27 protein-coding genes and 1 tRNA gene are annotated in these 22,380 nt (G+C 68.5%); 16 read left to right on the forward strand and 12 right to left on the reverse strand.

Annotation, left to right across the window (positions count from 1 at the left end; all coding sequences use genetic code 11):
• Nucleotides 1–27: 27 nt before the first annotated feature.
• Together E0H50_RS07345 and E0H50_RS07350 are read right to left on the reverse strand one after the other, a co-directional pair.
• Nucleotides 28–813: a siderophore-interacting protein gene (locus tag E0H50_RS07345; RefSeq protein ID WP_131285825.1), complete on the reverse strand. Its 786-nt coding sequence runs from the start codon at nucleotides 811–813 to the stop codon at nucleotides 28–30.
• Entirely contained in the window at nucleotides 810–1,787 is a 978-nt protein-coding gene (locus tag E0H50_RS07350; protein WP_131285826.1) for an ABC transporter substrate-binding protein, read from the reverse strand. The genes E0H50_RS07345 and E0H50_RS07350 overlap by 4 nt, the downstream gene beginning before the upstream one ends.
• A gap of 99 nt (nucleotides 1,788–1,886) precedes the next feature.
• Between E0H50_RS07350 and E0H50_RS07355 the strand changes: the two genes are divergently transcribed.
• Nucleotides 1,887–2,690 carry a helix-turn-helix domain-containing protein gene (locus tag E0H50_RS07355; RefSeq protein ID WP_238150825.1) on the forward strand — a complete coding sequence of 268 codons (804 nt, stop codon included), beginning with the start codon at nucleotides 1,887–1,889 and terminating at the stop codon, nucleotides 2,688–2,690.
• Here the strand turns inward: E0H50_RS07355 and E0H50_RS07360 are convergent.
• Nucleotides 2,680–3,762: a hypothetical protein gene (locus tag E0H50_RS07360; RefSeq protein WP_131285827.1), complete on the reverse strand. Its 1,083-nt coding sequence runs from the start codon at nucleotides 3,760–3,762 to the stop codon at nucleotides 2,680–2,682. The two genes, E0H50_RS07355 and E0H50_RS07360, sit on opposite strands and share 11 nt — an antisense overlap.
• A gap of 93 nt (nucleotides 3,763–3,855) precedes the next feature.
• Between E0H50_RS07360 and E0H50_RS07365 the strand changes: the two genes are divergently transcribed.
• The gene (locus E0H50_RS07365) at nucleotides 3,856–4,191 is read left to right on the forward strand and encodes a VOC family protein (RefSeq protein WP_131285828.1); all 336 of its coding nucleotides are present in this window, start codon (nucleotides 3,856–3,858) and stop codon (nucleotides 4,189–4,191) included.
• 36 nt (nucleotides 4,192–4,227) lie between these two features.
• On the opposite strand, the gene E0H50_RS07370 is transcribed toward E0H50_RS07365, so the two are convergent.
• A complete protein-coding gene (locus tag E0H50_RS07370; protein WP_131285829.1) occupies nucleotides 4,228–4,605 on the reverse strand; it encodes a hypothetical protein in 378 nt (125 codons plus the stop codon).
• A 98-nt stretch (nucleotides 4,606–4,703) separates the two neighbouring features.
• Nucleotides 4,704–5,642, reverse strand: a complete 939-nt coding sequence (locus tag E0H50_RS07375) for a phosphotransferase family protein (protein ID WP_165547023.1) — start codon at nucleotides 5,640–5,642, stop codon at nucleotides 4,704–4,706.
• Between the two features lie 85 nt (nucleotides 5,643–5,727).
• Between E0H50_RS07375 and E0H50_RS07380 the strand changes: the two genes are divergently transcribed.
• Nucleotides 5,728–6,102, forward strand: a complete 375-nt coding sequence (locus E0H50_RS07380; RefSeq protein WP_131285831.1) for a YciI family protein — start codon at nucleotides 5,728–5,730, stop codon at nucleotides 6,100–6,102.
• Between the two features lie 17 nt (nucleotides 6,103–6,119).
• A complete protein-coding gene (locus tag E0H50_RS07385) occupies nucleotides 6,120–7,313 on the forward strand; it encodes an RNA polymerase sigma factor (RefSeq protein ID WP_165547024.1) in 1,194 nt (397 codons plus the stop codon).
• On the opposite strand, the gene E0H50_RS07390 is transcribed toward E0H50_RS07385, so the two are convergent.
• Nucleotides 7,306–7,779, reverse strand: a complete 474-nt coding sequence (locus E0H50_RS07390; RefSeq protein ID WP_131285833.1) for a hypothetical protein — start codon at nucleotides 7,777–7,779, stop codon at nucleotides 7,306–7,308. The genes E0H50_RS07385 and E0H50_RS07390 overlap by 8 nt on opposite strands.
• A 39-nt stretch (nucleotides 7,780–7,818) precedes the next feature.
• Here E0H50_RS07390 and E0H50_RS07395 point away from each other — a divergent pair, with 39 nt between their 5' ends.
• From E0H50_RS07395 to E0H50_RS07415, 5 genes are all read left to right on the forward strand, one after another.
• Nucleotides 7,819–8,637, forward strand: coding sequence for an alpha/beta fold hydrolase (locus tag E0H50_RS07395; protein WP_131285834.1), 819 nt, complete (start codon nucleotides 7,819–7,821; stop codon nucleotides 8,635–8,637).
• Between the two features lie 174 nt (nucleotides 8,638–8,811).
• Nucleotides 8,812–9,393: a nucleotidyltransferase domain-containing protein gene (locus E0H50_RS07400; RefSeq protein ID WP_131285835.1), complete on the forward strand. Its 582-nt coding sequence runs from the start codon at nucleotides 8,812–8,814 to the stop codon at nucleotides 9,391–9,393.
• Between the two features lie 114 nt (nucleotides 9,394–9,507).
• Entirely contained in the window at nucleotides 9,508–10,476 is a 969-nt protein-coding gene (locus tag E0H50_RS07405; RefSeq protein WP_131285836.1) for a threonine ammonia-lyase, read from the forward strand.
• Nucleotides 10,476–10,910: an NUDIX hydrolase gene (locus E0H50_RS07410; protein ID WP_131285837.1), complete on the forward strand. Its 435-nt coding sequence runs from the start codon at nucleotides 10,476–10,478 to the stop codon at nucleotides 10,908–10,910. Before E0H50_RS07405 ends, E0H50_RS07410 begins: the two co-directional genes overlap by 1 nt.
• Nucleotides 10,911–10,939: 29 nt before the next feature.
• On the forward strand, nucleotides 10,940–11,488 hold the full coding sequence (locus E0H50_RS07415) for a GNAT family N-acetyltransferase (protein WP_165547025.1): 549 nt from the start codon (nucleotides 10,940–10,942) through the stop codon (nucleotides 11,486–11,488).
• Nucleotides 11,489–11,512: 24 nt separating this feature from the next.
• Here the strand turns inward: E0H50_RS07415 and E0H50_RS07420 are convergent, their stop codons facing one another.
• From E0H50_RS07420 to E0H50_RS42800, 4 genes are all read right to left on the reverse strand, one after another.
• On the reverse strand, nucleotides 11,513–12,043 hold the full coding sequence (locus E0H50_RS07420; protein WP_131285839.1) for a hypothetical protein: 531 nt from the start codon (nucleotides 12,041–12,043) through the stop codon (nucleotides 11,513–11,515).
• Between the two features lie 59 nt (nucleotides 12,044–12,102).
• Nucleotides 12,103–12,531, reverse strand: a complete 429-nt coding sequence (locus tag E0H50_RS07425; protein ID WP_131285840.1) for a hypothetical protein — start codon at nucleotides 12,529–12,531, stop codon at nucleotides 12,103–12,105.
• A 326-nt stretch (nucleotides 12,532–12,857) separates the two neighbouring features.
• A complete protein-coding gene (locus E0H50_RS07435) occupies nucleotides 12,858–13,295 on the reverse strand; it encodes a hypothetical protein (protein WP_131285841.1) in 438 nt (145 codons plus the stop codon).
• Between the two features lie 66 nt (nucleotides 13,296–13,361).
• Nucleotides 13,362–13,433: transfer RNA gene (locus E0H50_RS42800), tRNA-Gln, on the reverse strand.
• Nucleotides 13,434–13,554: 121 nt separating this feature from the next.
• Between E0H50_RS42800 and E0H50_RS07440 the strand changes: the two genes are divergently transcribed.
• The 6 genes from E0H50_RS07440 to E0H50_RS07465 all read left to right on the forward strand — a co-directional run bounded on the left by E0H50_RS07440 (nucleotide 13,555) and on the right by E0H50_RS07465 (nucleotide 20,514).
• Nucleotides 13,555–14,553, forward strand: coding sequence for an acyl-CoA desaturase (locus E0H50_RS07440; RefSeq protein ID WP_131285842.1), 999 nt, complete (start codon nucleotides 13,555–13,557; stop codon nucleotides 14,551–14,553).
• A 59-nt stretch (nucleotides 14,554–14,612) separates the two neighbouring features.
• Nucleotides 14,613–15,254: a TetR/AcrR family transcriptional regulator gene (locus E0H50_RS07445; protein WP_131285843.1), complete on the forward strand. Its 642-nt coding sequence runs from the start codon at nucleotides 14,613–14,615 to the stop codon at nucleotides 15,252–15,254.
• Nucleotides 15,255–15,328: 74 nt separating this feature from the next.
• Nucleotides 15,329–16,507, forward strand: coding sequence for a sensor histidine kinase (locus E0H50_RS07450; RefSeq protein WP_238150826.1), 1,179 nt, complete (start codon nucleotides 15,329–15,331; stop codon nucleotides 16,505–16,507).
• The gene (locus tag E0H50_RS07455; RefSeq protein WP_131285845.1) at nucleotides 16,507–17,172 is read left to right on the forward strand and encodes a response regulator transcription factor; all 666 of its coding nucleotides are present in this window, start codon (nucleotides 16,507–16,509) and stop codon (nucleotides 17,170–17,172) included. The genes E0H50_RS07450 and E0H50_RS07455 overlap by 1 nt, the downstream gene beginning before the upstream one ends.
• A 98-nt stretch (nucleotides 17,173–17,270) precedes the next feature.
• Nucleotides 17,271–18,050 carry an ABC transporter ATP-binding protein gene (locus tag E0H50_RS07460; RefSeq protein ID WP_131285846.1) on the forward strand — a complete coding sequence of 260 codons (780 nt, stop codon included), beginning with the start codon at nucleotides 17,271–17,273 and terminating at the stop codon, nucleotides 18,048–18,050.
• A gap of 1 nt (nucleotide 18,051) precedes the next feature.
• Complete coding sequence (locus E0H50_RS07465; protein ID WP_131285847.1) at nucleotides 18,052–20,514, forward strand: ABC transporter permease; 2,463 nt, start codon at nucleotides 18,052–18,054, stop codon at nucleotides 20,512–20,514.
• A 44-nt stretch (nucleotides 20,515–20,558) separates the two neighbouring features.
• Here the strand turns inward: E0H50_RS07465 and E0H50_RS07470 are convergent, their stop codons facing one another.
• Together E0H50_RS07470 and E0H50_RS07475 are read right to left on the reverse strand one after the other, a co-directional pair.
• A complete protein-coding gene (locus tag E0H50_RS07470) occupies nucleotides 20,559–20,906 on the reverse strand; it encodes a VOC family protein (protein WP_202868038.1) in 348 nt (115 codons plus the stop codon).
• Nucleotides 20,907–20,908: 2 nt separating this feature from the next.
• A complete protein-coding gene (locus tag E0H50_RS07475) occupies nucleotides 20,909–21,694 on the reverse strand; it encodes a methyltransferase domain-containing protein (RefSeq protein WP_131285849.1) in 786 nt (261 codons plus the stop codon).
• Nucleotides 21,695–21,792: 98 nt separating this feature from the next.
• Between E0H50_RS07475 and E0H50_RS07480 the strand changes: the two genes are divergently transcribed.
• On the forward strand, nucleotides 21,793–22,290 hold the full coding sequence (locus E0H50_RS07480; protein WP_131285850.1) for a MarR family winged helix-turn-helix transcriptional regulator: 498 nt from the start codon (nucleotides 21,793–21,795) through the stop codon (nucleotides 22,288–22,290).
• The last annotated feature ends 90 nt before the right edge of the window (nucleotides 22,291–22,380 follow it).

Below are 22,380 nucleotides of genomic sequence, written 5' to 3' on the forward strand. Positions count from 1 at the left end.
AACAACAACCGGTCAGGTTGGTGACTCTCAGTGATCTTCGTGGTCCGCCTCGCCGCGCTTCCAGTACCCGCGGATGACGGCGTCCGCCTTCGGCCAGGGGCGGAGCGGACGGAGCGCGTCGGCCTCGCCGGCCGCGAAGAGGAACGTCCGCGGCGGGACCGCGAGCGACAGGACGTGGGTGGCCAGCGAGCCGCGCGGGATCCAGTGGACCTTCGTGTTGGCGCGGGTGGCCAGCGGGTACGCCGACTCGTCCGGATGGTCGATCTCCACCACGACGTCGGCACTCAGGTGGCTCGGGGCCTCGTCGAGCCACCGGGCCGCCGCCGGCAGGCCGGTGGGATCGACCGCGAAGACGTAGTGCGGGTGCGTGTACGGGAACGCGCGGCCGCCGGGCGGACCGGCGATCGCGACCTTGTCCCCCGGGCGCAGCGCCTCGGCCCACGGCGAGGCGAGTCCGCTGTTGTGGACCACGAAGTCGAGGTCGAGATGCGTCCCGTCGTACCGCCGGACCGTGTAGCTCCGCGTCGGCGGGAACGGCCGGGGCCAGTCGAGCAGTTGACGGTCGTTCGGCACCGGCAGGCGGAGTGTGCCGTCGGGATCCGGGAACACGATCTTCACGTGGTCGTCGCAGTGGTACGAGTGGAAGCCGGCCAACCCCTCTCCGGTCAGCGTCACTCGCACCATGTGCGCCGTCAGGTACGTCGTCCGCGCGACGACCGCCGTACGGATGCCGATCGGGTACGGGATCCGCGTCACCCCTGCACCGGCCCGATGATGCGCCTCGACCCGCTCCCGCGGGTTGTCCCGGTTCACTGTGCATCCCGCAGCGGGGCGAGGGCCTCGTCGAGTGCGCCGAGGGTCTGCAGCGCCGTCTCGTACGTCGCCGCCTGCGTGTACCGCACGCCGATCGCGCGCCCCGCCTTCACTGCCGGCAGGCTCTTCCACAGCGGCGAGTCGAGCACGAACTGCACCGCCGGCCCCACGCTCCCGTCCGGCTCCAGCGTGTACGTGATCACGTCCGCGTCCTTGAACTCATCGGGCAGCAACTCGATCGACACCTGCTCGGCCACCGCCGCGCTGCCCTCCCCCGGATGCTTCGGCTGCCCCGGATACGTGACCCCGATGTCCTGCGCGATGTTCGTCCCCCACGACTTGTCGTACTCGCGCATGAAGCTGCCCTTCGCCACCTGCCCGTACCCGCCCACGTGCGCGAACTTCTTTCCCCGCAACACCTCGGCGTACTTCGTCTTCAACTCGGCAGCCCGCTGTTCGTACGCCGTCTTCGCCTTGCCGAAGTCCTCCGCCCGCCCGGCCGCGTCGGACTGCCGTTGCGACAAGGTCCGCCACGCGTCCGGCACCGTCGGACCGATCGCCGCCACCGGCGCGATCGCCGTCAGCCGCGCCAGGTCGATGTCCTTGAGCACCGGCTGCGGCACCCCGATCACGATCAGGTCCGGCTTCGCCAGCGCGATCTTCTCGTAGTCGGTCTCGGCGGCCGTCTCCCCGGCGATCTTGGTCAACCCGTCGTACGTCGCCTTGTCCGCGGCCGACATCATCGGCACGCTGCGGGCGAACAACGAGATCCCGACCAGCGGCGCCCCGGCCTCGATCAGCGCGGGGACGGCGTACCCGGTCGCGACCACCCGCTGCGGGGTCTTCGGGATCGTCACGTCACCGCCGTCGGCGCGGAAGACCCGCGTCTCGCCGGCCACCGGCCCCGGATCGGACGCACCGCACGCGACCAGCCCGATCGCCAGGAAGACCGCACCCAACGGGCGCAGGAACATGCCAACCTCCTCGTAACCCCAGTCATCGAAGTTAGGCTAGCCTTACCTGATACTGGCTGATAGCGCGCCGAGGACAGCGGATGTCGCGAGGAGGACACCTTGAGCCTGGTCACCGCGCGCGGCGCGGACCCCGACAACTGCGACGAGTTCGGCTACGGCATCGGCACTCCGGGCGGGATCCTGGTCCTGCGGTACGGCGCCGCGACGACGCTGGAGTTCGGCGGGATCCGGCAGGACTGGCTGCACCAGCTGTACTGGTCACCGGACGGGCTGATGGCAGTCTCGTACCAGGGCAACACCGAGTTCGTCGGCGCCGGCGAGGCGATCTGGGCGCAGCGGGCGGTCAGTCACTCGGTCCAGGCGAAACCCACCTCGATCCGGCCGACCCGTCACACGGTCTACCGGGTGTGCCTGCGGGAGGATCCGCCCGGGCTGGCCGGGTTGCGGATCGGGACGGCCCGCGTACCGGCGGAGGTGGCCGCCGCGATCCAAGGGCTCGCGGTGCGCGGGCTGCCCGAGCAGGACGGGCTGCGGCTGCGCGCTTCGGTGATGCACGGGCTCGCATCGCTCCGGGATCTGACCGAGCCGGCCGGCGACGGCAGCGGATTCGCGTTGCGGGTCGCGCGAGCCCTCACGAACGAGCCGGCCGACCCGACCAGTCTGGACGAATGGGCAGGCCGGCTGCATGTGAGTGCGAAAACGCTGCAACGGGACTTCCAGCGACAGTTCGGTCAGTCGTTCAGCACGTGGCGGGCGAGCCTCCGGTTGCGGGCGTCGCTGATCCTGCTCGACGCCTACCCGGTGTCGGAGGTCGCCCACCGGGTCGGCTACTCGAGCGCGTCGGCGTACATCGCGGCGTTCCGTCGTACCTTCGGCCGTACGCCGGGGCAGGTCAGCGACTGAACGCGGCCAGCGCGGCGAACGGGTCCTGCGCGGACGCCGCGGACATCCCGACCGTCCAGACGCGGTCCTTCGTCGTGGTGATGCCGGTGAGCGTGCCCGTCGCGGCCTTCGGAGCGGGGGCGGCAACGAGCTTCGAGCCGCTCAGCTGGAGGACGTACGGCGTCGCGGTCTGGCCGTCGGCGAAGCGTTCACCGACCACGACCGGCAGATTGTTGCGCAGAGCAACGTCGTACAGCTGGGCCATCCCGGCCGGTACGGCGACCTTGGTCCACTTGGCGCCGTTGTAGTGCAGGGCCAGCGGGGCGATACCGGACGCGTACTGGACGCCGACGAGCCAGATGTTGTCCGGGCCGGCGGACGCCATACCGGTCGGGATCTGGGAGCCGTCGGTCGGCAGGTCCTTGACCAGCGTCCAGCGTTCTCCGTCGAAGTGCGCGAGGCCGGCGTTCAGGCCGAGCCAGGCGTTCTTCGCGGACAGGACGGTCAGCACGTTGCCGTTGATCGATCCCTCCAGGCCAGTGTTGAGGGCCTGCCACTTGCCGGCGGCGTAGCGGTAGACGACGGCGCGTTCCTTGCCGCCGACGTTCGCCCAGCCCGTGACCCAGACCGAGGCGTCCGGCGCGATCACCACGTCGCCGAAGGAGCCCGTGGGTACGGCGGGAGTCTTCACGACCTGCCACTTGGTGCCGTTGTAGTGCAGGGCCAGCGGTTTCGGCTGGTCCGGGTTGGTGCGGTCCTCGCCTACCGCCCAGACGTTCTTCGCCGTACCGACCGCGACGCTTTCCAGGCTGGCGTTGGTCTTCACCGGTTGGGGTGTGGCTTTCCAGGTCTTGCCGTCCCAGCGCATCGCCAGCGGGCGCTGGTCCGCGAAGCCGTCCACCTGATCCCCGCCGACAGCCCAGGTCCCGCCCGCTCCGGTGGCCACGTCGTTGAACGTGGCCGGTTGCCGATGCGTCGCGGTTGTTGTCCACTGCAACGGTTCTTGGGCCGGCCGAGCGTCCGCCGTACCCGCCGTGATGGTGGCCGCCAGGGCTCCGGTCAGTGCTACCAGCATGCTTGTCTTCAGTCTCACAACGATCCCCTCCGAGTCAGCGTCTCCTACACCCCACCCGACGCTGCGGCACCCCTCCTGCGTTACACGCCGTTTTCTGTAACCCTGGAAGGCATGGCCCTCACACTCGGAGCAATCGTCCTCAACGTCCCCGACACCGGCCCAGCCGCCAACTTCTGGCGCGAGGCCCTCGGCCTCACCCCCGACCCCGACAACGGAGACTTCCTCGCCCCACCACCCGGAACACCGCCCACGCGCGTCCACCTGGACAGCACCGACCGCACCCACCTCGACCTCTGGGTGGACAAGGAAACCTCAACCCTGGAGGCCGAAGTGGCCCGCCTCACCACCCTCGGCGCCGAACAAGTAGAAGACTGGACCTACCCGCCCAACGCCGACTTCATAGTCCTCAAAGCCCCCGACGGCACCCTCTTCTGCCTCATCGGCTGAGCCGCCGTCGATCCGGCAGCCCAGCCGATCAGACGCTCAGCGGCAGCGAGTGAAGGTGCCCGACCAAACGGTCGCGCCCTCGACCTGGGCGATCTTGGCCGAGGCCTTGGCGCACTCCCCGCCGTTGGAGTCCAGATACTTCACCTTCCAACCGCGGCCCTCGCCGTAGCGGTCCCAGTCCGGGCTGGCGCCGTACGCTCCGTGCACCGTGACGAAGGAGATCGACTCATTCGCCTTCACCAGGAAGCACCAACGGGTCTGCACCGGGTTGTACTGGATATCCACGTACCCGAGGTTGACCGAACCACCCGGCCAGGTGGCCACAAGGTCCACCCGGCCCTTCCCGACGGAGTGGTAGTTCTCACCGCACAGCGTCGCGGCCTCGGCCGTCGAGACCTGGGTGGTGAGCAACACCGCAGGCAGCGCAAGGGCAGCCAGACCAACAGCAATTCGTTTGATATTCAACGCTTTTCCCCTCGTGGATGGTGCTTGGCGACGCCAAGATCCCATGCCTAGCGGGTCAGCAGCGTGGTGACTTGAGGGCTGTTGAACAGGCCGGCCGTGAGGGGTACGTGGGTGTCGCGGTTGTAGGGGTCTTCGTCGTGGGCGTTGGAGATGATGAGGGAGTAGGCGCAGCGGTAGGTGAGGAGGAGGTGAGGGTCGTAGCCGAGGTGGGTGGCGAAGGACTTGTCGAAGGCTGCTTCGATTTCGCGGGCTCGGGGCGACCACAGGTCGATGACGGTGGCGGTCGCGGCTGCTTCGAAAACCGGGTCGCCAGGCATGGTCAGGAGACCGAAGTCGAGGAGCGTGACAGGGCGGAGGTTCTCGTCGACCAGGATGTTGCCGGCGGTGACATCTCCATGGACCAGGCGGGTCTCCGGTTCCTTGAGGTCGGACAGCAGGACGAGGAGGTTCTCGATCTTCGCCTCGAAGTTGTCGATCACCGGGCTCAGCTGATCGCCGAAGCGCGCCACCCGTCGACGGACGAGACCCGACAGCGCGTCGCTCCACGACACCCCCTCCGGCCGGAACGGATCCGGTTCGTCGAGCACCGTCGTACGGCGAAGGACGGCCGGCGCCTCGACCTGCGCGACTGCCTCGACCACCTCGACAACGCAGTCCCGCATCCGCTCCCAGTCGACCTCACCGAACTGCGGCGCCACGGCATGCAGCGGAACCCCAGGCAGCTCTTCCTCGACCGACACCCAATAGGCCCCTGGGCGGTGCAGCTCCAGCACGCGAGGCGTCCGATAGGGCAGACGACCGTCGAGCGCGGCGTACAACTCCCCCAACGTTCGCAGCTCACCCTCGCCCGCGTGGAACCAGATCTTCGCGACCAAACCCCCACCGAGCCGGAACACCGCCCCCTGCATACCGATGGCAACCTGCTCCACCTCCCGATACCCCAGACCGTGAAGCTGTTCCCGCAGAAAAGCGTCCGACAACGACATGCCGCCAGACCCTAGCCGCCCTCCTCGCGGGGTGTCTGTCGATTTTGACCCGGATCGCACGTCATCGTTTCCGAAAGGAGATTCCATGGCTGATCTGACGCGGTACCTGATTCTGATGGCTGAGCCGGAGCACTTCGCGCGCTGGGACGCGGCCGACGAGGCGGAGCGGGAGCGGGTGTTCGCCGACTTCCGCGCCTTCACCGCCGCGGTGCGCGAGCGTGGGCGGTTCCGGGGCGGCGAGGCGCTGGTGCATCCACGGGACGCCCGCACGCTGCGGCCGGACGGCGACGGCCGCCGGCTCACCGAGGGCCCGTACGCCGAGACTGTCGAGCAGCTCGGTGGTTTCTATCTCGTCGAGCTGCCCGATCTCGCGACGGCGCTCGAGGTGGCGGCGCTCCTCCCTCGCGACTACGACATCGAAGTACGTGAGTGCCTCGACGTCGGCGTACCGGACGAGTGAACCCGCTCGAGACCGTCATGCGCGACGAGTGGGGCCGGCTCCTGGCCCTGCTCGCCGCGCAGTTCCGGCGTCTCGACCTGGCCGAGGACTCGCTCGCGGAGGCCTTCGAGTCCGCGGCACGGGCGTGGCCCGCGGACGGAGTGCCGGCCAACCCGCCGGCCTGGTTGCTGACCGCGGCGCGCCGCCGCGCGCTCGACCGACTGCGCGCCGAGGCCGTCGCCGCGAAATCCCTTCCGCTGCTCGCGGTCGAGGCCGAGATCACAGCGAACGCCCGCCGCGTACTCGTCGACGCGTCCGGCGAACTCGGTGCCGTCGACGAACGTCTCCGGCTGATCCTGCTCTGCGCGCATCCTTCGCTGCCCGCGGAATCGGCGGCCGCGCTAACGCTCCGGCTCGTGCTCGGCGTACCGACGGCCGACATCGCGCGGCTGTTCCTGGTGCCGACCGCGACGATGGCCGCGCGGGTGACCCGTGCGCGCAAACGGTTGTCCGGCGCGCGGTTCGACGTACCTGTCGGCCCGGCGCTGCAGGAGCGGGTCGAGGCAGTCGCTGATGTCGCGTACCTCGCGTTCACGGCGGCATACGCGCCCGGATCGGGTTCGGACGTCGTACGGGCGGCTGAGGCTGGGGAGGCGCTACGGCTGGTTCAGGTACTGCGTGAGGTCGCCCCGGCGGCGTACGAACTCGATGCCTTGCTGGCGTTGATGATGTTGCAGCACGCGCGGCGGGACGCACGAGTCGAGGACGGCAGGCTCGTGCTGCTTCCGGATCAGGACCGCTCCCGTTGGCGGATGCACGAGATCGCCGACGCGCTCACGCTCCTCACGCCGCTGATCCGAGATGCGCCGTCGACGCCGTACCTGCTCCAAGCACTCATCGCCGCGGAACACTCGACTGCGTTGCGGGCGGAGCACACGGATTGGGGGCGCATCAGCGAGTGGTACGACGAGCTTGAAGCGCTGACCGGATCGCCGGTCGTGCGTCTCAACCGCGCTGTCGCGGTCGCCGAGGCGGAGAGCCCTGAGGCCGGGCTCGAACTCTTGGATGGGTTGGACCTTCCGGGCCACCGGCTTCCCGCCGTACGAGCCGAGCTCCTGGTCCGTGCCGACCGCCTGCCGGAAGCCTTGGCTGCGTACGACACCGCGATCGCCGCTTGCGACAACGCTGCCGAGCGGGCGCATCTGACTCGCCGGTCAGCAAGTCTTAGGTGAATGAGCGTTCGGCGAAGCTGAGGCCGCCGCGTTCTGGTTGGGTCAGGTACTGGCCCTTGCTGTGGACGGGTGGTGTGCGGACGTACTGCGTGAAGCCGGGTGCGCGGAGGCGGAGGTCGAAGTTCTGGCCTTCGATATGCCAGAGCGGGTCGGGGCGGTCGTCGGGCGGGTCGAGTCGGTGCAGGTCGGCGATCTCGAGCAGGTCGTTCATCGGCTCGAGCGCACCCGAGATGTCCCACGCCTCGTCGAACACCAACGTCGCCGGCGCGACCCAGAACGTGAAGTGCCGCCGCGCGAACGCCGGATCGACCCACCGGACGATGTAGTCGAGATCCAGCAGTACGCGCTGCCAGGGAAACCCGTCGTCCTCGCGTAGGCCGATACTCACCGCGTGCACGCGGCAGTCGTGCCAGCCCATCACCTCGAAGTCGGCCGCCGTCCAGGTCGCCTTCTCCAGTTCCGTCATCGCATCAGTATTGTCGGAGGGGCCTGGAATCCTTCCGGTATGGGTGATTCGCTGGTGGATGTCGGGGGCGTCACGCTGTTCGTCCGGGAGCTCGGGCGGCGAAGCGATCGGCCTTCTGTGGTGGTGATGCACGGCGGGCCTGATGTCGGGCATGGGTATCTCGTGCCCGGGTTCGAGCCGCTGGCCAGGGACCATCACGTGGTGCTGTTCGACTTCCGCGGGTGCGGGCGGAGCAGTCGAGGGTTGCCCGCCGACGACCTGCAGCCGGAGTACGTCGTACAGGACACGCATCGGCTGATCGAGAGACTCGGGCTCGGGTCGGTCGACCTGGTCGGGTTCTCGACGGGTGGGCGAGCGGCGATGGAGTTCGTGCACCAGCATCCGGAGCAGGTACGGCGCTTGGTCCTCGCGTCGACGTCGGCGTACTCGTTGGCGGAGGGTGCGGTCTACCTCGCCGACTGGGACGAGTACCAGCGCCGTCAACGCGTCGAGGACGAGGCGAACGGTGCCCTGCGCAACTCGACGATCTTCGTGTGGGACCTCGCCCGCGCGCCGGCGTACCTGCAACTGCTCGAATCCCTCGACACCGACCTCGGCGACTGGTCGTACGAACGCGCGATGAACGGCCTCATGCACCCCTGGATCACCGGCGACCCCGAACAGATCCTCCGCACCTTCGCCAAACCCATCCTCATCCTGCACGGCGAAAAGGACATGGGCTTCCCTGTCCAGCTGGCCCACCGCCTCCACGCAGCCGTCCCCAGCCAACTGGCCGTCATCCCCAACACCGCCCACATGTGCCACTTCGAACAACCCGAAACCTGGTCCCAACACATCCGCGAATTCCTGGACAGCTGAAAACCCGCGTGCTGACCCGTCGCGGCGTCGGTACGATCGTCGGCTGAGTGTCAGGGCGTGGAGGAGGTGGTTGCTGTGCGCGTTTGCTGCGCGGTGCCGCCTCGGATCTTCTACTGGCGGCTCTGACTCTCACCGGGGCTCACCGCATCCGACCTCCATGCGACGGAGTCCCAAATGCCTTTCGAAGTATTGAACGCCGTGCGGGCGTTGTTCGCCGACTACCCCGGGCGCTACTGGATCGCCGGCGGGTGGGCGCTCGATCTGTTCGCCGATCGGGTACGGCGGCCGCACACCGATGTCGACGTACTCGTCCTGGCCCGCGACCTCGACCTGGTCGCCGCCACCTTCACCGACCCGCGGCCGACACTCGAGAACCCGAACACCGGCGCCCAACGCCCCTGGGAACCGGGCGAGACGTTGACGCCAGGCCCCGACGTACTGGCCTTCCCCGACGACCTGTTCCCGGCGCCGGTCCGCGTCATGCTCGCGGCCTCCGACGGCGACGACTGGGTCTACCACCGTGGCCGCGGCACCGTCCGCAAACCGCTCGACGAGATCACGCTCACGACCGCCGACGGTACGCCGTACCTCGCGCCGGAGCTCGTGCTCTTGTTCAAGTCCCGCAGCGACCGACCGAAGGACACCGAGGACTTCCACGATGTCGCCGCGGACCTCGACCCGACCCGTCGCGCGTGGCTGCACGACCGCATCGCCCCGCGCTTTCCCGACCACGAGTGGTTGCCTGCACTGACCTGACGTTGGCGGACCGGGAACACCCGGCGGGGTGTGTGAACAAGGTATTGCCTGTGCTCCGACCCCGCGGGGTGTTCCCAGTCCACGCACCCGCACGATTGCGTAAGCTGCGGTGCTGTGCAGGCGACGCGGCTCGACATGGATCGGATTCGTGCGGCTCGCGAGGTCGTCGATCCGGTGTTTCTCGACAGTCCCTTGTATCGCTGCGAGGCGCTGGAACCGGTGCTCGGCTGTGCGATCGACATCAAGCTCGAGACGGCGAACCCGGTCCGCAGCTTCAAGGGCCGCGGCACCGAGGTGGTCGCGAGTCAACTCGCCGGCAGCGACTCGAGAGCCGTGGTGTGCGCGAGCGCGGGCAACCTCGGCCAGGCCCTCGCGTGGTCCGGTCGCGATCGCGGCCTCGACGTCACGGTCGTCGCCTCGCGGTTCGCGACCACGGCCAAACTCGACCGGATCCGCGCCCTCGGCGCCAAGCTCGAACTCGTCGACGGCGACCACGAACTCGCCCGCGAACGAGCCGCCGCGATCGCCCGGTACGACGGAATTCGGCTACTCGAGGACAGCCTGGACCTCGAAACCTGCGAAGGCGCGGCCACCATCGCCCTCGAACTCGTACCGCGGATCCAGCTGAGCGATCGGCCCGTGGTGCTGATCGCGCTGGGTGGTGGTGCGCTGGCGACCGGGGTGGGGTACGTGCTGAAGGCCCTCACGCCGGCGGTCGAGGTGATCTGCGTTCAGCCGCTCGGCGCTCCGGCGTTGACGCGTTCCTGGCATCAGCGTCGCGTCGTCACCACCGACACGACCGACACGATCGCCGACGGCGTCGCGGGCCGCATCCCGATCCCGGAGGTCCTCGACGACCTGCTCGTCGTGGCCGACGACGCCGTACTGGTCCAGGAAGCATCGATCGTCACCGGCCTGCGCCTGCTGCTCGACCACGCCGGGCTGGTCGTCGAACCGTCGGCCGCGCTCGGTCTCGCCGCGGTCCTCGAAGACCGCGACCGCTTCGCCGGACGGCAGGTGTTCACGATCGTGTGCGGCAGCAATGTCGACCAGGACAAGTACCGGCGCTGGGTCGGCCTCTGATGGCGCGGCTCGTGGTGAAACTCCTGCTGCTGGACGAGAACGACCGCGTGCTCCTCATCCACGCCAAGGACCCGAAGAACCACGCCGAATGCTGGTACCCGGTCGGCGGCGGCGTCGAGCCCGACGAGTCCCTGCAGGCCGCCGCCGAGCGCGAGACGTACGAGGAGACCGGCCTGCGCAATCTGCCGACCGGCATCCACGTGTGGACCCGGGATCACACGCACGAGTTCAACGGCCAGAGCATCGACGTACGCGAGGAATGGCTCCTCCACCGCGTCGAACACTTCACGCCCGCGCCGGCACAACTGACCGAGTACGAAACCACCACAATCCTCGGCTTCCGCTGGTGGACAGCCGAAGAGCTGACCGAATCCACCGAAACAGTCTTCCCACCACAACTCCCCGACCTCATCACCGCGATATCCGTTCGCTAGTTCGCCGGATCCGACCGAGACTCGGTGCCATGGATGTGCGGTACGTCGAATACGCGCCCGGAGAGCTGCCGGCGGTACTGAAGGCTCAGGTCCTGTCGTTCCTGCGGATCGTCTGGCCGGAAGGATTCACCGGGGAACTCAGGTATCGCGACTGGATCACGAACCCGTCGTACGAACCGCATCACCTGCTGTACGTCGCCGGCGACCTGGTCGTCAGCCACCTGGAAATCGTCCACGTCGACCTGCCCCACCAAGGCACGACGTACAAGCTCGCCGCCCCAACAAGCGTCCTCACGTTTCCTTCGTTCCGCGGCGAAGGATGGGCAGGGCGACTGGTCGAATCAGCCTGCCGCCGGATCGAGGCAAGCAACGCCGACCTAGGCCTGATCTGCTGCGACCCGCACAACCAGCCCTTCTACGCGAAAACCTCCGGCTGGCCCACCGCACCCGAGGCAACAGTCGTCGCCGACGGCTTTCCCACAGGCCAAGCAGTCCTCATGCGCCTCTTAACCCCCAAGGCACAGCACCACCAGGCAGACTTCCGCCACTCCCCCATCCACCTCAAGGACGAGCTGTGACGTGCACGCTTGCCTGAACTGCGGTCAGGTCGGGCGGCGGCTGCCCCATTCGCGGTGCCAGTAGCGGGCGTCTTCGCTGCCGATGCGAAGGATCGCGTCGGGCTCAGCCGGGGCGGGCCACAGCTCGAGGAGATAGGCGTCGAACAGCCCGTCGGCGAACTCCCGATCCCGAGCAATGTCACGCCCGCGCGCGCTGACCCGCAACCGATAGCTCCCCGCCGCGACCCCATCGAGGTCGCCGCCGCTCTCACCGCCCCAGGACGTCCACCCGACGTCTTCCGACCGTACGTCGATCGACACCTCGACAACGTCCTCCCAGGACTCCTCGGGTACGCCGGGCGCCACGTCGGCCAGCACGATCCGCACCGGCGACCCACCGGACCGCCGACCGAAGTGCATGTAGACACCATCCCCGTGAGCGGCGCCCACCAGCCCATTCACCTGCCCGGCGAAGAACCGATCCGCATCCCCGTCGAATCCGAACCCACCGCCCCACACCAGATCAAACTGCCCGTAATCCGTCTCAACCACGTCATCCAGCAGAACCCGCTCCACCCCCGCACGCTAACGCCCACCAGGCCGACCGACCCGCAAGGCTGAACCGTCGTGAGTGATCAGGTGTCGTAGTCGAGGCCGTCCCAGGGGGCGTAGTAGGCGATGAAGTCGCCTGGTTCGATGTGGATCGAGTAGGTGCCTTCGAACTCGGTGCCCACCCAGCCGAAGGTCACGCCGTTCTTCTCGACGGCGAACGGCGCGACGTCGATCGGCTCGAGGACGTACTTTCCGAGTTCACCCAGCCGCGCGGCGATCAGCTGATCCGCACCGGCCGCAGCAGCCTGTCCGGGCGGCACGCCGTCAGGCCGACGTACCTCGTCGACCTTCACCTCGTCGAACGTCCCGTCCGCCTTCCACAGATACAACCCGACGTACGCCGCTCCGGGACCGAACAACTCGTCGCTGAGAAAGAACTTCCGTCCGTCCTCGGCCGTCCCGGCGTACGGCACGTGATAGTCGTCGGGAACGATCCGGAACCGCGCAGGCATCCGCTCAGCCTCCCCCGCAGACTCGACCGCACCCGCCCCACACCCACCCAAAGCAACCACCGCCCACACCGCAAACACCACACATAGCAGCCATCTCCCCCGCCCCATGCCGCACAACCTAGCTGCGACTGCCGGTTATGTCATCGCTGTCGGGTTACAAACGACCCGCTATCTCACACCTCGCGGGTGCGGGGGACGTACGACGGTTGCCGCTGAAGTCCGCGAGTGGGCGGAGAGCGCCGGGGAGAGGACCCGACCGACGCCCGCCTCGCCCGGGACTGGCTCAACGGCCCGCACCAGTCGAACCTGGATCAGGCTCGAAGCACCTAGAGCCAGGGCGGGTCGTACCGGCCGACGTACGCGCGTGCACGTTCTGTCGGATCTGCCCAGTACTGATGCGGTTGCCGGTGCACGTGCTTTTCACAGAACTCCCGAAGGTCGCTCGTGATCGTCTCCACCTCACGCACGGGACGGCCCTCGAAGTCGCTGTTGACCTGCAGGAGCTCGGCCTCAGGGTTCCAGCCCGACGCGTCGAACGCCCAGGTGCCCCACCTCGCGTACACGTGCAGCGGATGCTCGAAGTCCCCCAAGTACAACGCCGCCAAGGCGATCTCCTGCTCAGGATAGAAATCCCGGCACGTCCAGGCCAGCACATGACAAGCCCCACTCGAGAAGAACGCCTGATCCCCCCGTTCCCAGGAAACCCGCTGATCCGCCCGCTCAACCGCAGTACGCCGAAACACCCCAGAAGCCGTCACCGCCATGCCCAGATGCTAGCGAGCGAGACGGCAGAACCCCGGCTCAGAAACTCCCGAGCCGGGGTTGCGCTGCTCCCCCGCCAGGTTTCGATCCTGGTCTTCGAGATTCAAAGTCTCGCGGGCTGCCGATTACCCCACGGGGGATCGTGGTTGCCGGGACAGTTTGCCATGAGTGGGGTGGATGACACGCTGAGGGGTTCCTACCTACGGTCCCGTAGGTTACGGTTGCGTAGGTAAGGACACGCTGAGCTGAGGGAAAACAGATATGACTCCACCCGCCGTTGCCACTCCGGATGCGCCCACCCGTCCCGCGCCGGTCGACGAGGATGTGAACACCGGAACACTCGGCGGTGAGCAGAAGAAGCTCTGGGAGCAGGTCGCGCTGGCGCTGTTCATCGGTGTCCCGTTCCTGGCGGTGCTGGCGGCGGTGCCGATCGCGTGGGGCGGGTTCCTCGGCTGGCGGGACGTCGTTCTCGCGGTGGTCTTCTACACGGTCGCCGGTCACGGGATCTCGATCGGTTTCCACCGGCTGTTCACGCACAAGTCCTTCAAGCCGAACCGCCCGCTGAAGTACGCCCTCGCGATCGCCGGCTCGCTGGCGATCGAGGGCCCGGTGATCCGCTGGGTGGCCGATCACCGCAAGCACCACAAGTTCTCCGACCGGGACGGCGACCCGCACAGCCCGTGGAAGTACGGGAACACGCTGGGCGCGCTCACCAAGGGCTTCTTCCACGCCCACGTCGGCTGGTTGTTCGACACCGAGCAGACCCCGCAGCGGCAGTACGCGCCGGACCTGCTGAGGGACAAGGACATCGTCAGGGTGTCCCGTATGTTCCCGCTCCTGGTCGCCGTGAGCCTCCTCGCGCCGGCTGTCATCGGCGGCCTCTGGTCCTGGTCCTGGACCGGTGCGCTGACCGCGTTCTTCTGGGCCAGCCTGGTCCGGATCGCGCTGCTGCACCACGTCACCTGGTCGATCAACTCGATCTGCCACACGATCGGCGACCGGCCGTTCAAGAGCCGCGACAAGTCCGGCAACGTGTGGTGGCTGGCGATCCTGAGCCAGGGCGAGTCGTGGCACAACCTGCACCACTCCGACCCGACCTGCGCGCGGCACGGCGTACTCAAGGGTCAGCTCGACACGTCCGCCCGCTGCATCTGGTTCTTCGAGCAGCGCGGATGGGTCTCGGACGTCCGCTGGCCGGTCAAGGAACGCCTGGAAGCCCGTCGCGTGGACGCCTCGACGCGTACTCTGAAGGCTGCCTGAGACGGAAATCCTCCCCGTGCAACACCCCGAGTACGGCATGATGCTGACGTGATCACGACGTGACGGAACCCAAACCGCGGCGGTCCGGCCGGATCCGGATGACCAGTGCCGAACGTCGCGAGCAACTCATCACCATCGCCCGAGGCCTGTTCGCCCAGAAGGGGTACGAGGCCACCTCGGTCGAGGAGATCGCGCACCGTGCCGAGGTCTCCAAGCCGGTCGTGTACGAACACTTCGGCGGCAAGGAAGGCCTGTACGCCGTGGTTGTCGACCGCGAGGTACGGGCGTTGCTCGACGGTGTCACCGGCGCGCTGACGGCCGGCCGCGCGCACGAACTCGTCGAGCAGGCGGCGCTCGCGCTGCTCGACTACATCGAGAACAACTCCGACGGCTTCCGGATCCTGGTCCGCGACTCGCCGGTCGGGTCGTCGACCGGTTCGTTCATCTCGATCCTCAGCGACGTCGCGACCCGGGTCGAGCACATCCTGGCCGAGGAGTTCAAGCGCCGCGGGCTGGAGCCGAAGAACGCCCCGATGTACGCCCAGATGCTGGTCGGCATGGTCGCGCTCACCGGCCAGTGGTGGCTGGACGCCCGCAAGCCGAAGAAGCAGGACGTCGCCGCGCACCTCGTGAACCTCGCCTGGAACGGCCTGTCCGGCCTCGAGGTCAAGCCCGTTCTCGCGACCCGGCCGCACAAGTAACAGCCTCTGGTCGTACGCCGACATCCGACCGTGGAATGACCCCCGCCAGGACCGGGCCCCGTACCCTGGCCAGCATGACGGGGATGCTGACCGCGCGGCCGCTGCCTGCCCGGAGCAGGGCGTTCGACCTGTTCCTCGCCGGCGGTCTCTGCATGATCTTCGGCTTCCTGTCTCTCGCCCAGGCGCACTGGAGCGGCATCCTCGCGTTCGGCATGCTCGTCCCGCTGATCTGGCGCCGCACCCACCCCGAACTGGTGTTCGGCGCGGTCTGCTCGGTCGCGGTCCTGCAGTGGCTCGGCGGCTTCGAGCTGATGCCCGGCAACGTCGGCCTGCTGGTCGCGCTGTACGCGATCTCGGTGTACGGCGACGTACGGCTGAGCCGGATCGCGCTGGGGATCGGCGGTCTCGGCGTCCTGATGGCGACCTCGCGGTACTGGTCGAACTCGGACTGGAAGCAGCAGGTCACGATGATGGTCGCGCTCGGCGCGCTCGTCTTCGGCGTCTGGGCGTTCGGCGAGCGCCGCCGTACCCGCGGTCTGTACGTCGCTCAGCTCGAGGAGCGGGCCGCCCAGCTCGAAAGGGACCGTGACCGCGAGGCCAAACTGGCCGTGAGCAACGAGCGGACCCGGATCGCCCGCGAGATCCACGACGTGGTCGCGCACGGCCTGTCGATCATGATCGTCCAGGCCGACGGCGGGCTGTACGCCGCGGACCAGTCGCCCGAGGCGGCGAAGAAGGCGCTCGCGACGATCGGCGACACCGGCCGCGCGAGCCTGACCGAGATGCGCAAGATGCTCGGGCTGCTCAAGCAGGAGGAGCAGAACGAGCTCGACCCGAACCAGCCCCGCCCGCAGCCCGGCGTCTCCAGCCTGCCCGAGTTGATCGAGAACGTCCGCGAGGCGGGGCTCAGCGTCAGCTACGAGGTGACCGGAGTACCCCGCGATCTCCCGGCGCTGCTCGGTCTGACGGCGTACCGGATCGTGCAGGAGGGGCTGACGAACACGCTGAAACACGCCGGGCCGGGAGCGCGGACCTCCGTCAGCCTGGACTTCGGGCGCGAGATGCTGACCGTGGTGGTCACCGACGACGGCCACGGCGCCGGCGTCGCGCCGAGCACCGATCCGGGTCACGGCCTGGTCGGGATGCGGCAACGCGCCTCGGTCTCGGGCGGTACGGTGAGCGCCGGACCGAAGGCGGGCGGCGGGTACGAGGTGATCGCCAAACTGCCCTACAACTTGCCGACTGGAGAGTAATGGACGACGTGATCCGGGTGTTCCTGGTCGACGATCAGGAACTGGTCCGAGCGGGTTTCACGATGCTGGTCGACTCCCAGGCCGACATGCGGGTGGTCGGGCAGGCGGGTGACGGCGGCGAGGCGATCGAGAAGATCCAGGTGACCGCGTGCGACGTCGTGCTGATGGATGTCCGGATGCCCCGGCTGGACGGTGTCGAGGCCACCCGGCGACTCCAGTCGTTGCCGGAAGCACCTAAAGTTATCGTGCTGACCACGTTCGACCTGGACGAGTACGCGTTCGCCGCGATCAAGGCCGGCGCGGCCGGTTTTCTGCTCAAGAACACCCCGCCGGCCGACCTGCTGAACGCGATCCGCCAGGTGCACTCCGGGGACGCCGTCGTCTCCCCCAGTACGACGAAACGTCTGCTGGAGCACTTCGCCGGGGCCCTGCCCGACGAGCAGACCGAGCGCCCCGACCTCAAGGACCTGACCGCCCGCGAGCGCGAGGTGCTGGTCGAGGTCGCCCGCGGGCTGTCGAACACCGAGATCGCCAAGCTCTTCACGTTGTCCGAGGCAACGGTCAAGACGCATATCGGCCGGATCCTGGCCAAGACCGGCCTGCGGGACCGGGTCGCCCTCGTCGTCCTGGGGTACGAGACCGGGCTGGTCCGGCCGACCAAGTAATACCCAGGTAGTACGGGGAGTCCCGTCTGGAGTCCGACGAGATCGAGGGCTGCGCTCAATAAATTCTTCACCAACGTTCAGTTGAGTTGAGGAGTGACATGAGCTTGCAGACCGGAGAGCTTGCGGCGGGGCGGTTGCCGCAGGACGGGGAGCCGCGGACCGCGATCCGGGCGCACGAGTTGCGCAAGGTGTACGGACAGGGCGACACCGCGGTCGCCGCGCTCGACGGGGTCTCGGTCGACTTCGGGGTCGGCCAGTTCACCGCGATCATGGGCCCGTCGGGCTCCGGCAAGTCGACGCTGATGCACTGCCTGGCCGGGCTGGACACCCCGACCGAGGGCCAGGTACTGCTCGGCGAGACCGAGCTGACCCGGCTGCCGGACGCGGAGCTGACCAAGATCCGCAGGGACCGGGTCGGCTTCGTGTTCCAGTCGTTCAACCTGCTCCCGATGCTGTCGGCGAACGACAACATCCTGCTCCCGCTCGAGCTCGGCAACCGCAAGCCCGACCAGCAGTGGCTGAGCACGCTGATCGAGGTCCTCGGGCTGGCCGACCGGCTCACGCACCGCCCGTCGGAGCTGTCCGGCGGCCAGCAGCAGCGGGTCGCGGTGGCACGGGCCCTGGTCGGCCGCCCGGAGGTCGTGTTCGCCGACGAGCCGACCGGCAACCTGGACTCGCGATCCGGCGCCGAGGTGCTCGGGTTCCTGCGCCGCTCGGTCCGCGAGTTCGGCCAGACCGTGGTGATGGTGACGCACGACCCGCTCGCGGCGTCGTACGCCGACCGCGTCGTGATGCTTGCCGACGGCAAGCTGGCCGGCGAGCTGCGGCAGCCGACCCCGGAGAGCGTTCTCGACGCGCTGCGTCAGCTGGGGGCCTGACGTGCGACGTTCGATCCTCTCCTCGCTGCGCGCCCACCTGGGCCGCTTGATCGCCGCCTGTCTGGCGATCGTCCTCGGGGTCGGTTTCGGCTCGCTCGCGATGATCGTGCACGCGTCCGCGTCGCACGGCGTCGACGAGACGATCGGCGCGCAGTACAAGGGCGTCGACGCCATGGTCTACCCGGACCAGGTGACCATCTCGCCGGCCGATATCGCCAAGGTGCAGAAGGTCCCGCAGGCCGCCTCGGTCGTCACGCTGACGACGACGTACATGGATGTCGCGTTCCCCGATCTGGTCCGCGGTACGTCGATCCCGGTCGACGCGCTCTACTCCTCACAGCAGATCGCCGGTCCCAGCACCTCGTCGGGACGGTTGCCTACCGCGACGAACGAGATCGCGCTGCCGGCCCGGACCGCCACCAAGCACAAGGTCGGTGTCGGCCAGACCTTGCGGATCAGCTCGTACGACGACAAGTCGTGGACCGTGACGGTCGTCGGGCTGCTCGACGACTCGAAGGTCGTCGGCGGCGCCTCCGCGGTCGCGACCCCGGCCGCGGTGAAGATCTTCGACCCGGGTGCGTACACCCGCGGGATCGCGCTGGCCGCGAAGCCCGGTGTCACGCAGCAGCAACTGGCCGACGCCGCCCAGGCGGTGGTGACCAGCGGTCTGACCGCCTACACCGGTGAGGCGTTCATCGAGCACGAGGTGAAGGAGTACACCAACGGCATCGACGTCCTCGGCGGCGTGTTCGGGATGTTCGCCGTGATCGCGTTGTTCGTGGCCTGCCTGGTGATCGGCAACACCTTCACGATCGTGATCGCCCAGCGGACCCGCGAGATGGCGCTGCTGCGCTGCGTCGGCGCGTCCCGCCGGCAGGTCTTCTCCTCGGTGATCGCGGAGGCCACTGTGGTCGGCGTGATCGCCTCGGCGATCGGTGTGGTGTTCGGCGTCGCGCTCTCCGCGCTGGGGCTGGCGCTGTCCCGCGAGTTCGACTGGGGGATCCCGCCGGTGCCGCTGCACCTGGATCTGTCGTCGATCTTCCTGCCGCTCCTGCTCGGCACGCTGGCCACGCTGATCGCGGCCGTCGTACCGGCTCGGCGGGCGACGAAGGTGGCGCCGCTCGCCGCGCTCCGTCCCGAGGCTGCTCCGGCGGCCGCGACCAAGGCCGGCGTACTGCGGCTGGTCCTGGGCTTCCTGCTCCTCGCGGGCGGCGGGCTGCTGCTGGCGGTCGGGGCGAAGTCCCACGAGGTACTGATCGGTGTCGCGGGCGGCGCGATCTCGTTCCTCGGCATTCTCGCGGTCGGTTCGCTGCTCGTCCCGGCGCTGATCCGCGTGATCGGCGCACTCCCCGCCCGCGGCGGCGGCGTACCCGCCCGGATCGCCGTCGCGAACGCGATCCGCAACCCGCGACGTACGGCGGCCACCACGTCGGCGCTGCTCATCGGTGTGACGCTGATCAGCCTCACCTGTGTGGGGATCGCCTCGGTACGGAAGACGTTTGATGTCTCGATGGACGGTCAGTACCCGGTCGATCTGATGGTGACGACGTACAAGGAGAAGATGCCGGCCAGTGCCGAGCAGCAGCTCCGCGACATCAAGGGCGTCACCCAGGTCGTCCCGATCAGCAAGCTGATGGTGAAGTCCGGCGGTCAGGAGCTCGAGGTCACCGGCCTCGACGCGGCCAAGGCCGGATCGGTGATCCACAACCCGTCGCTCGCCGCGCAGGTCAAGGCCGGTACGGCGTTGCTCGACTACCCGACCATGCGGATGCTGAAGGTCGAGAACGGGAGCCCCGTGACGATCGTGGCGGGGCAGCACAAGCTGACGCTGACCGCCCAGCGCGGGAACGGACTCGACCCGTTCACGGTCACCTCGACCGATCTCGCGAAGCTGGCCCCGGGCGCGCCGGTGACCGGGTTCTGGCTGGCGTCGGTCCCGAAGGCGGACGGCGGGGACGTGATCGATGCCGTGCAGCAGTCGATCCCGACCGTCAAGGATCTGTCGGTGGAGGGCGGACTGGCCGAGCGGACCAGCTACACGAAGATCTTCGACGTACTGCTGATCGTCGCCGTGGGCCTGCTCGGTGTCTCGGTGCTGATCGCACTGGTCGGCGTCGGCAACACGCTCAGCCTGTCGGTCCTGGAGCGGACCCGGGAGAACGCGTTGCTCCGGGCGATGGGTCTGTCCCGCCGCCAGCTGCGCCGGATGCTCGCGGTCGAATCGTTGCTGATGGCACTGGTCGCGGCCGGGCTCGGGATCGTCCTCGGCCTGATCTACGGCTGGACCGGGACGAGCGCGCTGATGGGCGGCCAGACGGTCGACGGCGCCGTGGAGTACGCCGTACCCGGGACCCTGCTGGTCGTGATCGCGGCCGTCGCCGCGGTCGCGGGCCTGGTCGCCTCGGTGCTACCCGCCCGCCGCGCGGCCAAGGTCGCCCCGGCCGGCGCACTGGCGACCGAATGAACCAGCGGCTCGCCCGGCTTGAGGGGGCCGGGCGAGCCGCGTCGTCACACGATCTCCACCCGATTCCCGTGGCCGTCGGCGGTGTGAAACCGCCGGCGCCCCGGGATTGTTTCGTTGTCCCACGTCACCGGATAGCCCAGCGCCTCGAGCCGCGCGGCGAGAGCGTCCAGATCATCGACCGCCAGCGCCGGATGTGCCTTCTTTGCCGGCGCGAACTCCTTCTCCACGCCGACGTGGATCTCCGCCGCACCGGCGCGAAACCAGCACCCGCCGCGCGCCTTGAGCAGCTCCGGCTTCTCCACCTCGCTCATCCCGAGCGCCTCGCCGTAGAACGCCCGCGCCACGTCCTCGCCACCCGGCGGGCACGACACCTGCACATGATCGAGCCGCATGGTCATCCCTTCTTCTGCGCCACAGCAAAGATGCGCCGGAACGGCAGCAATGTCCCGTACTCCTTCTGCGGATACGCCTCCGCCAGCCGCGCGCCGTACTCCGCCTCGAAAGCAGGCCGTACGTCGTCCGGCAGCGACTGCAGTACCGGTCGCGCGCCGGTCCCCTTCACCCACTCCAGTACGGCGTTGTCGCCGGACAGCAGGTGGAAGTACGTCGTCTCCCACGCGTCCACCACGCAACCCTCCGCGCTGAGCGCATCGACGTACCCAGCCGGACCAGGTACGTCGGGACGCAGCGAGGTGTCCTTCGCGTACTCGGCGTACGGCTCGGTGCTTGCCAGCTCCCGCAGGATCGCGTGCGACGGCGCATCGCCGTTGCCCGGGATCTGGATCGCGAGCCACCCGCCCGGTCGCAGCGCCCGGACGAACCCGGGCAGCAGGTCGAGCTGCTCCGGCACCCACTGCAGCGTGGCGTTCGTGACGATCACATCCAGCGATGCGGGGTCGACGCTCCACTCGCGGACGTCACCGAGCTCGAAGCTCAGGTGGTCGTCGGCGTACTGCGCCGCCGCCTCGAGCATCTGCGGCGAGCTGTCGATCCCGCGGATCACGGCGTCCGGCCAGACCTGCCGCAGTGTCGCGGTCAACGCGCCGGGCCCGCAGCCGAGGTCGACCACGGTCCGTACGTCGGTCGCCCGCACCCGCTCGACCAGGTCCCGGAACGGCCGGGCGCGCTCGTCGGCGTACGTGCCGTACTGCTCTGGACTCCACACCGGTGACGTACGCATCGGACTACCCCTCTCAGACATTTTTATCTTGACGTCGAGATACTCTAGCCTCGCAACTTGTCTTGATGTCAAGAGTCTTGATGGGTACTCTCAGGATCATGGAGGACGAGGTCGATCGGCTGATCGAGGCCTGGCGCCGCGAGCGCCCCGATCTCGACGTGGCGCCGATGGAGGTGCTGTCCCGGGTCAGCCGGCTGGCGCGGCATCTCGACCGCGCCCGCAGCCAGGCCTTCGACACCCACGGTCTCGAGTCCTGGGAGTTCGACGTCCTCGCAGCACTGCGCCGGGCGGGTACGCCGTACCAACTGTCCCCCGGCAAGCTGCTCAAGGAAACCCTGGTCACGTCCGGCACGATGACGAACCGGGTCGATCGGCTGACCGCCCGCGGCCTGGTCGAACGGCTCCCGGATCCCCATGACCGGCGCGGCGTGCTCGTCCAGCTGACACCGGCAGGCCGGGACAAGGTCGACGCCGCGATGGCCGACCTGCTGACCCACGAGCGCGCGCTGCTCGGCGGCCTCAGCGACGACGACCAGCAGAAGATCGCCCGGGTACTGCGGGAACTGGTCCGCCCGTTCGACCTGGAAAAGCACTGACGGAAAACAACCGGTGTGCGTCGGCCACAAAACGTCCGGACAAAGCGCCGCCGAAATAGCCGGAATTATCCGAAAAGGCAACCCGTCACT

The sequence above is a fragment of the Kribbella sindirgiensis genome, assembly GCF_004331435.1.
Taxonomy (GTDB): domain Bacteria; phylum Actinomycetota; class Actinomycetes; order Propionibacteriales; family Kribbellaceae; genus Kribbella; species Kribbella sindirgiensis.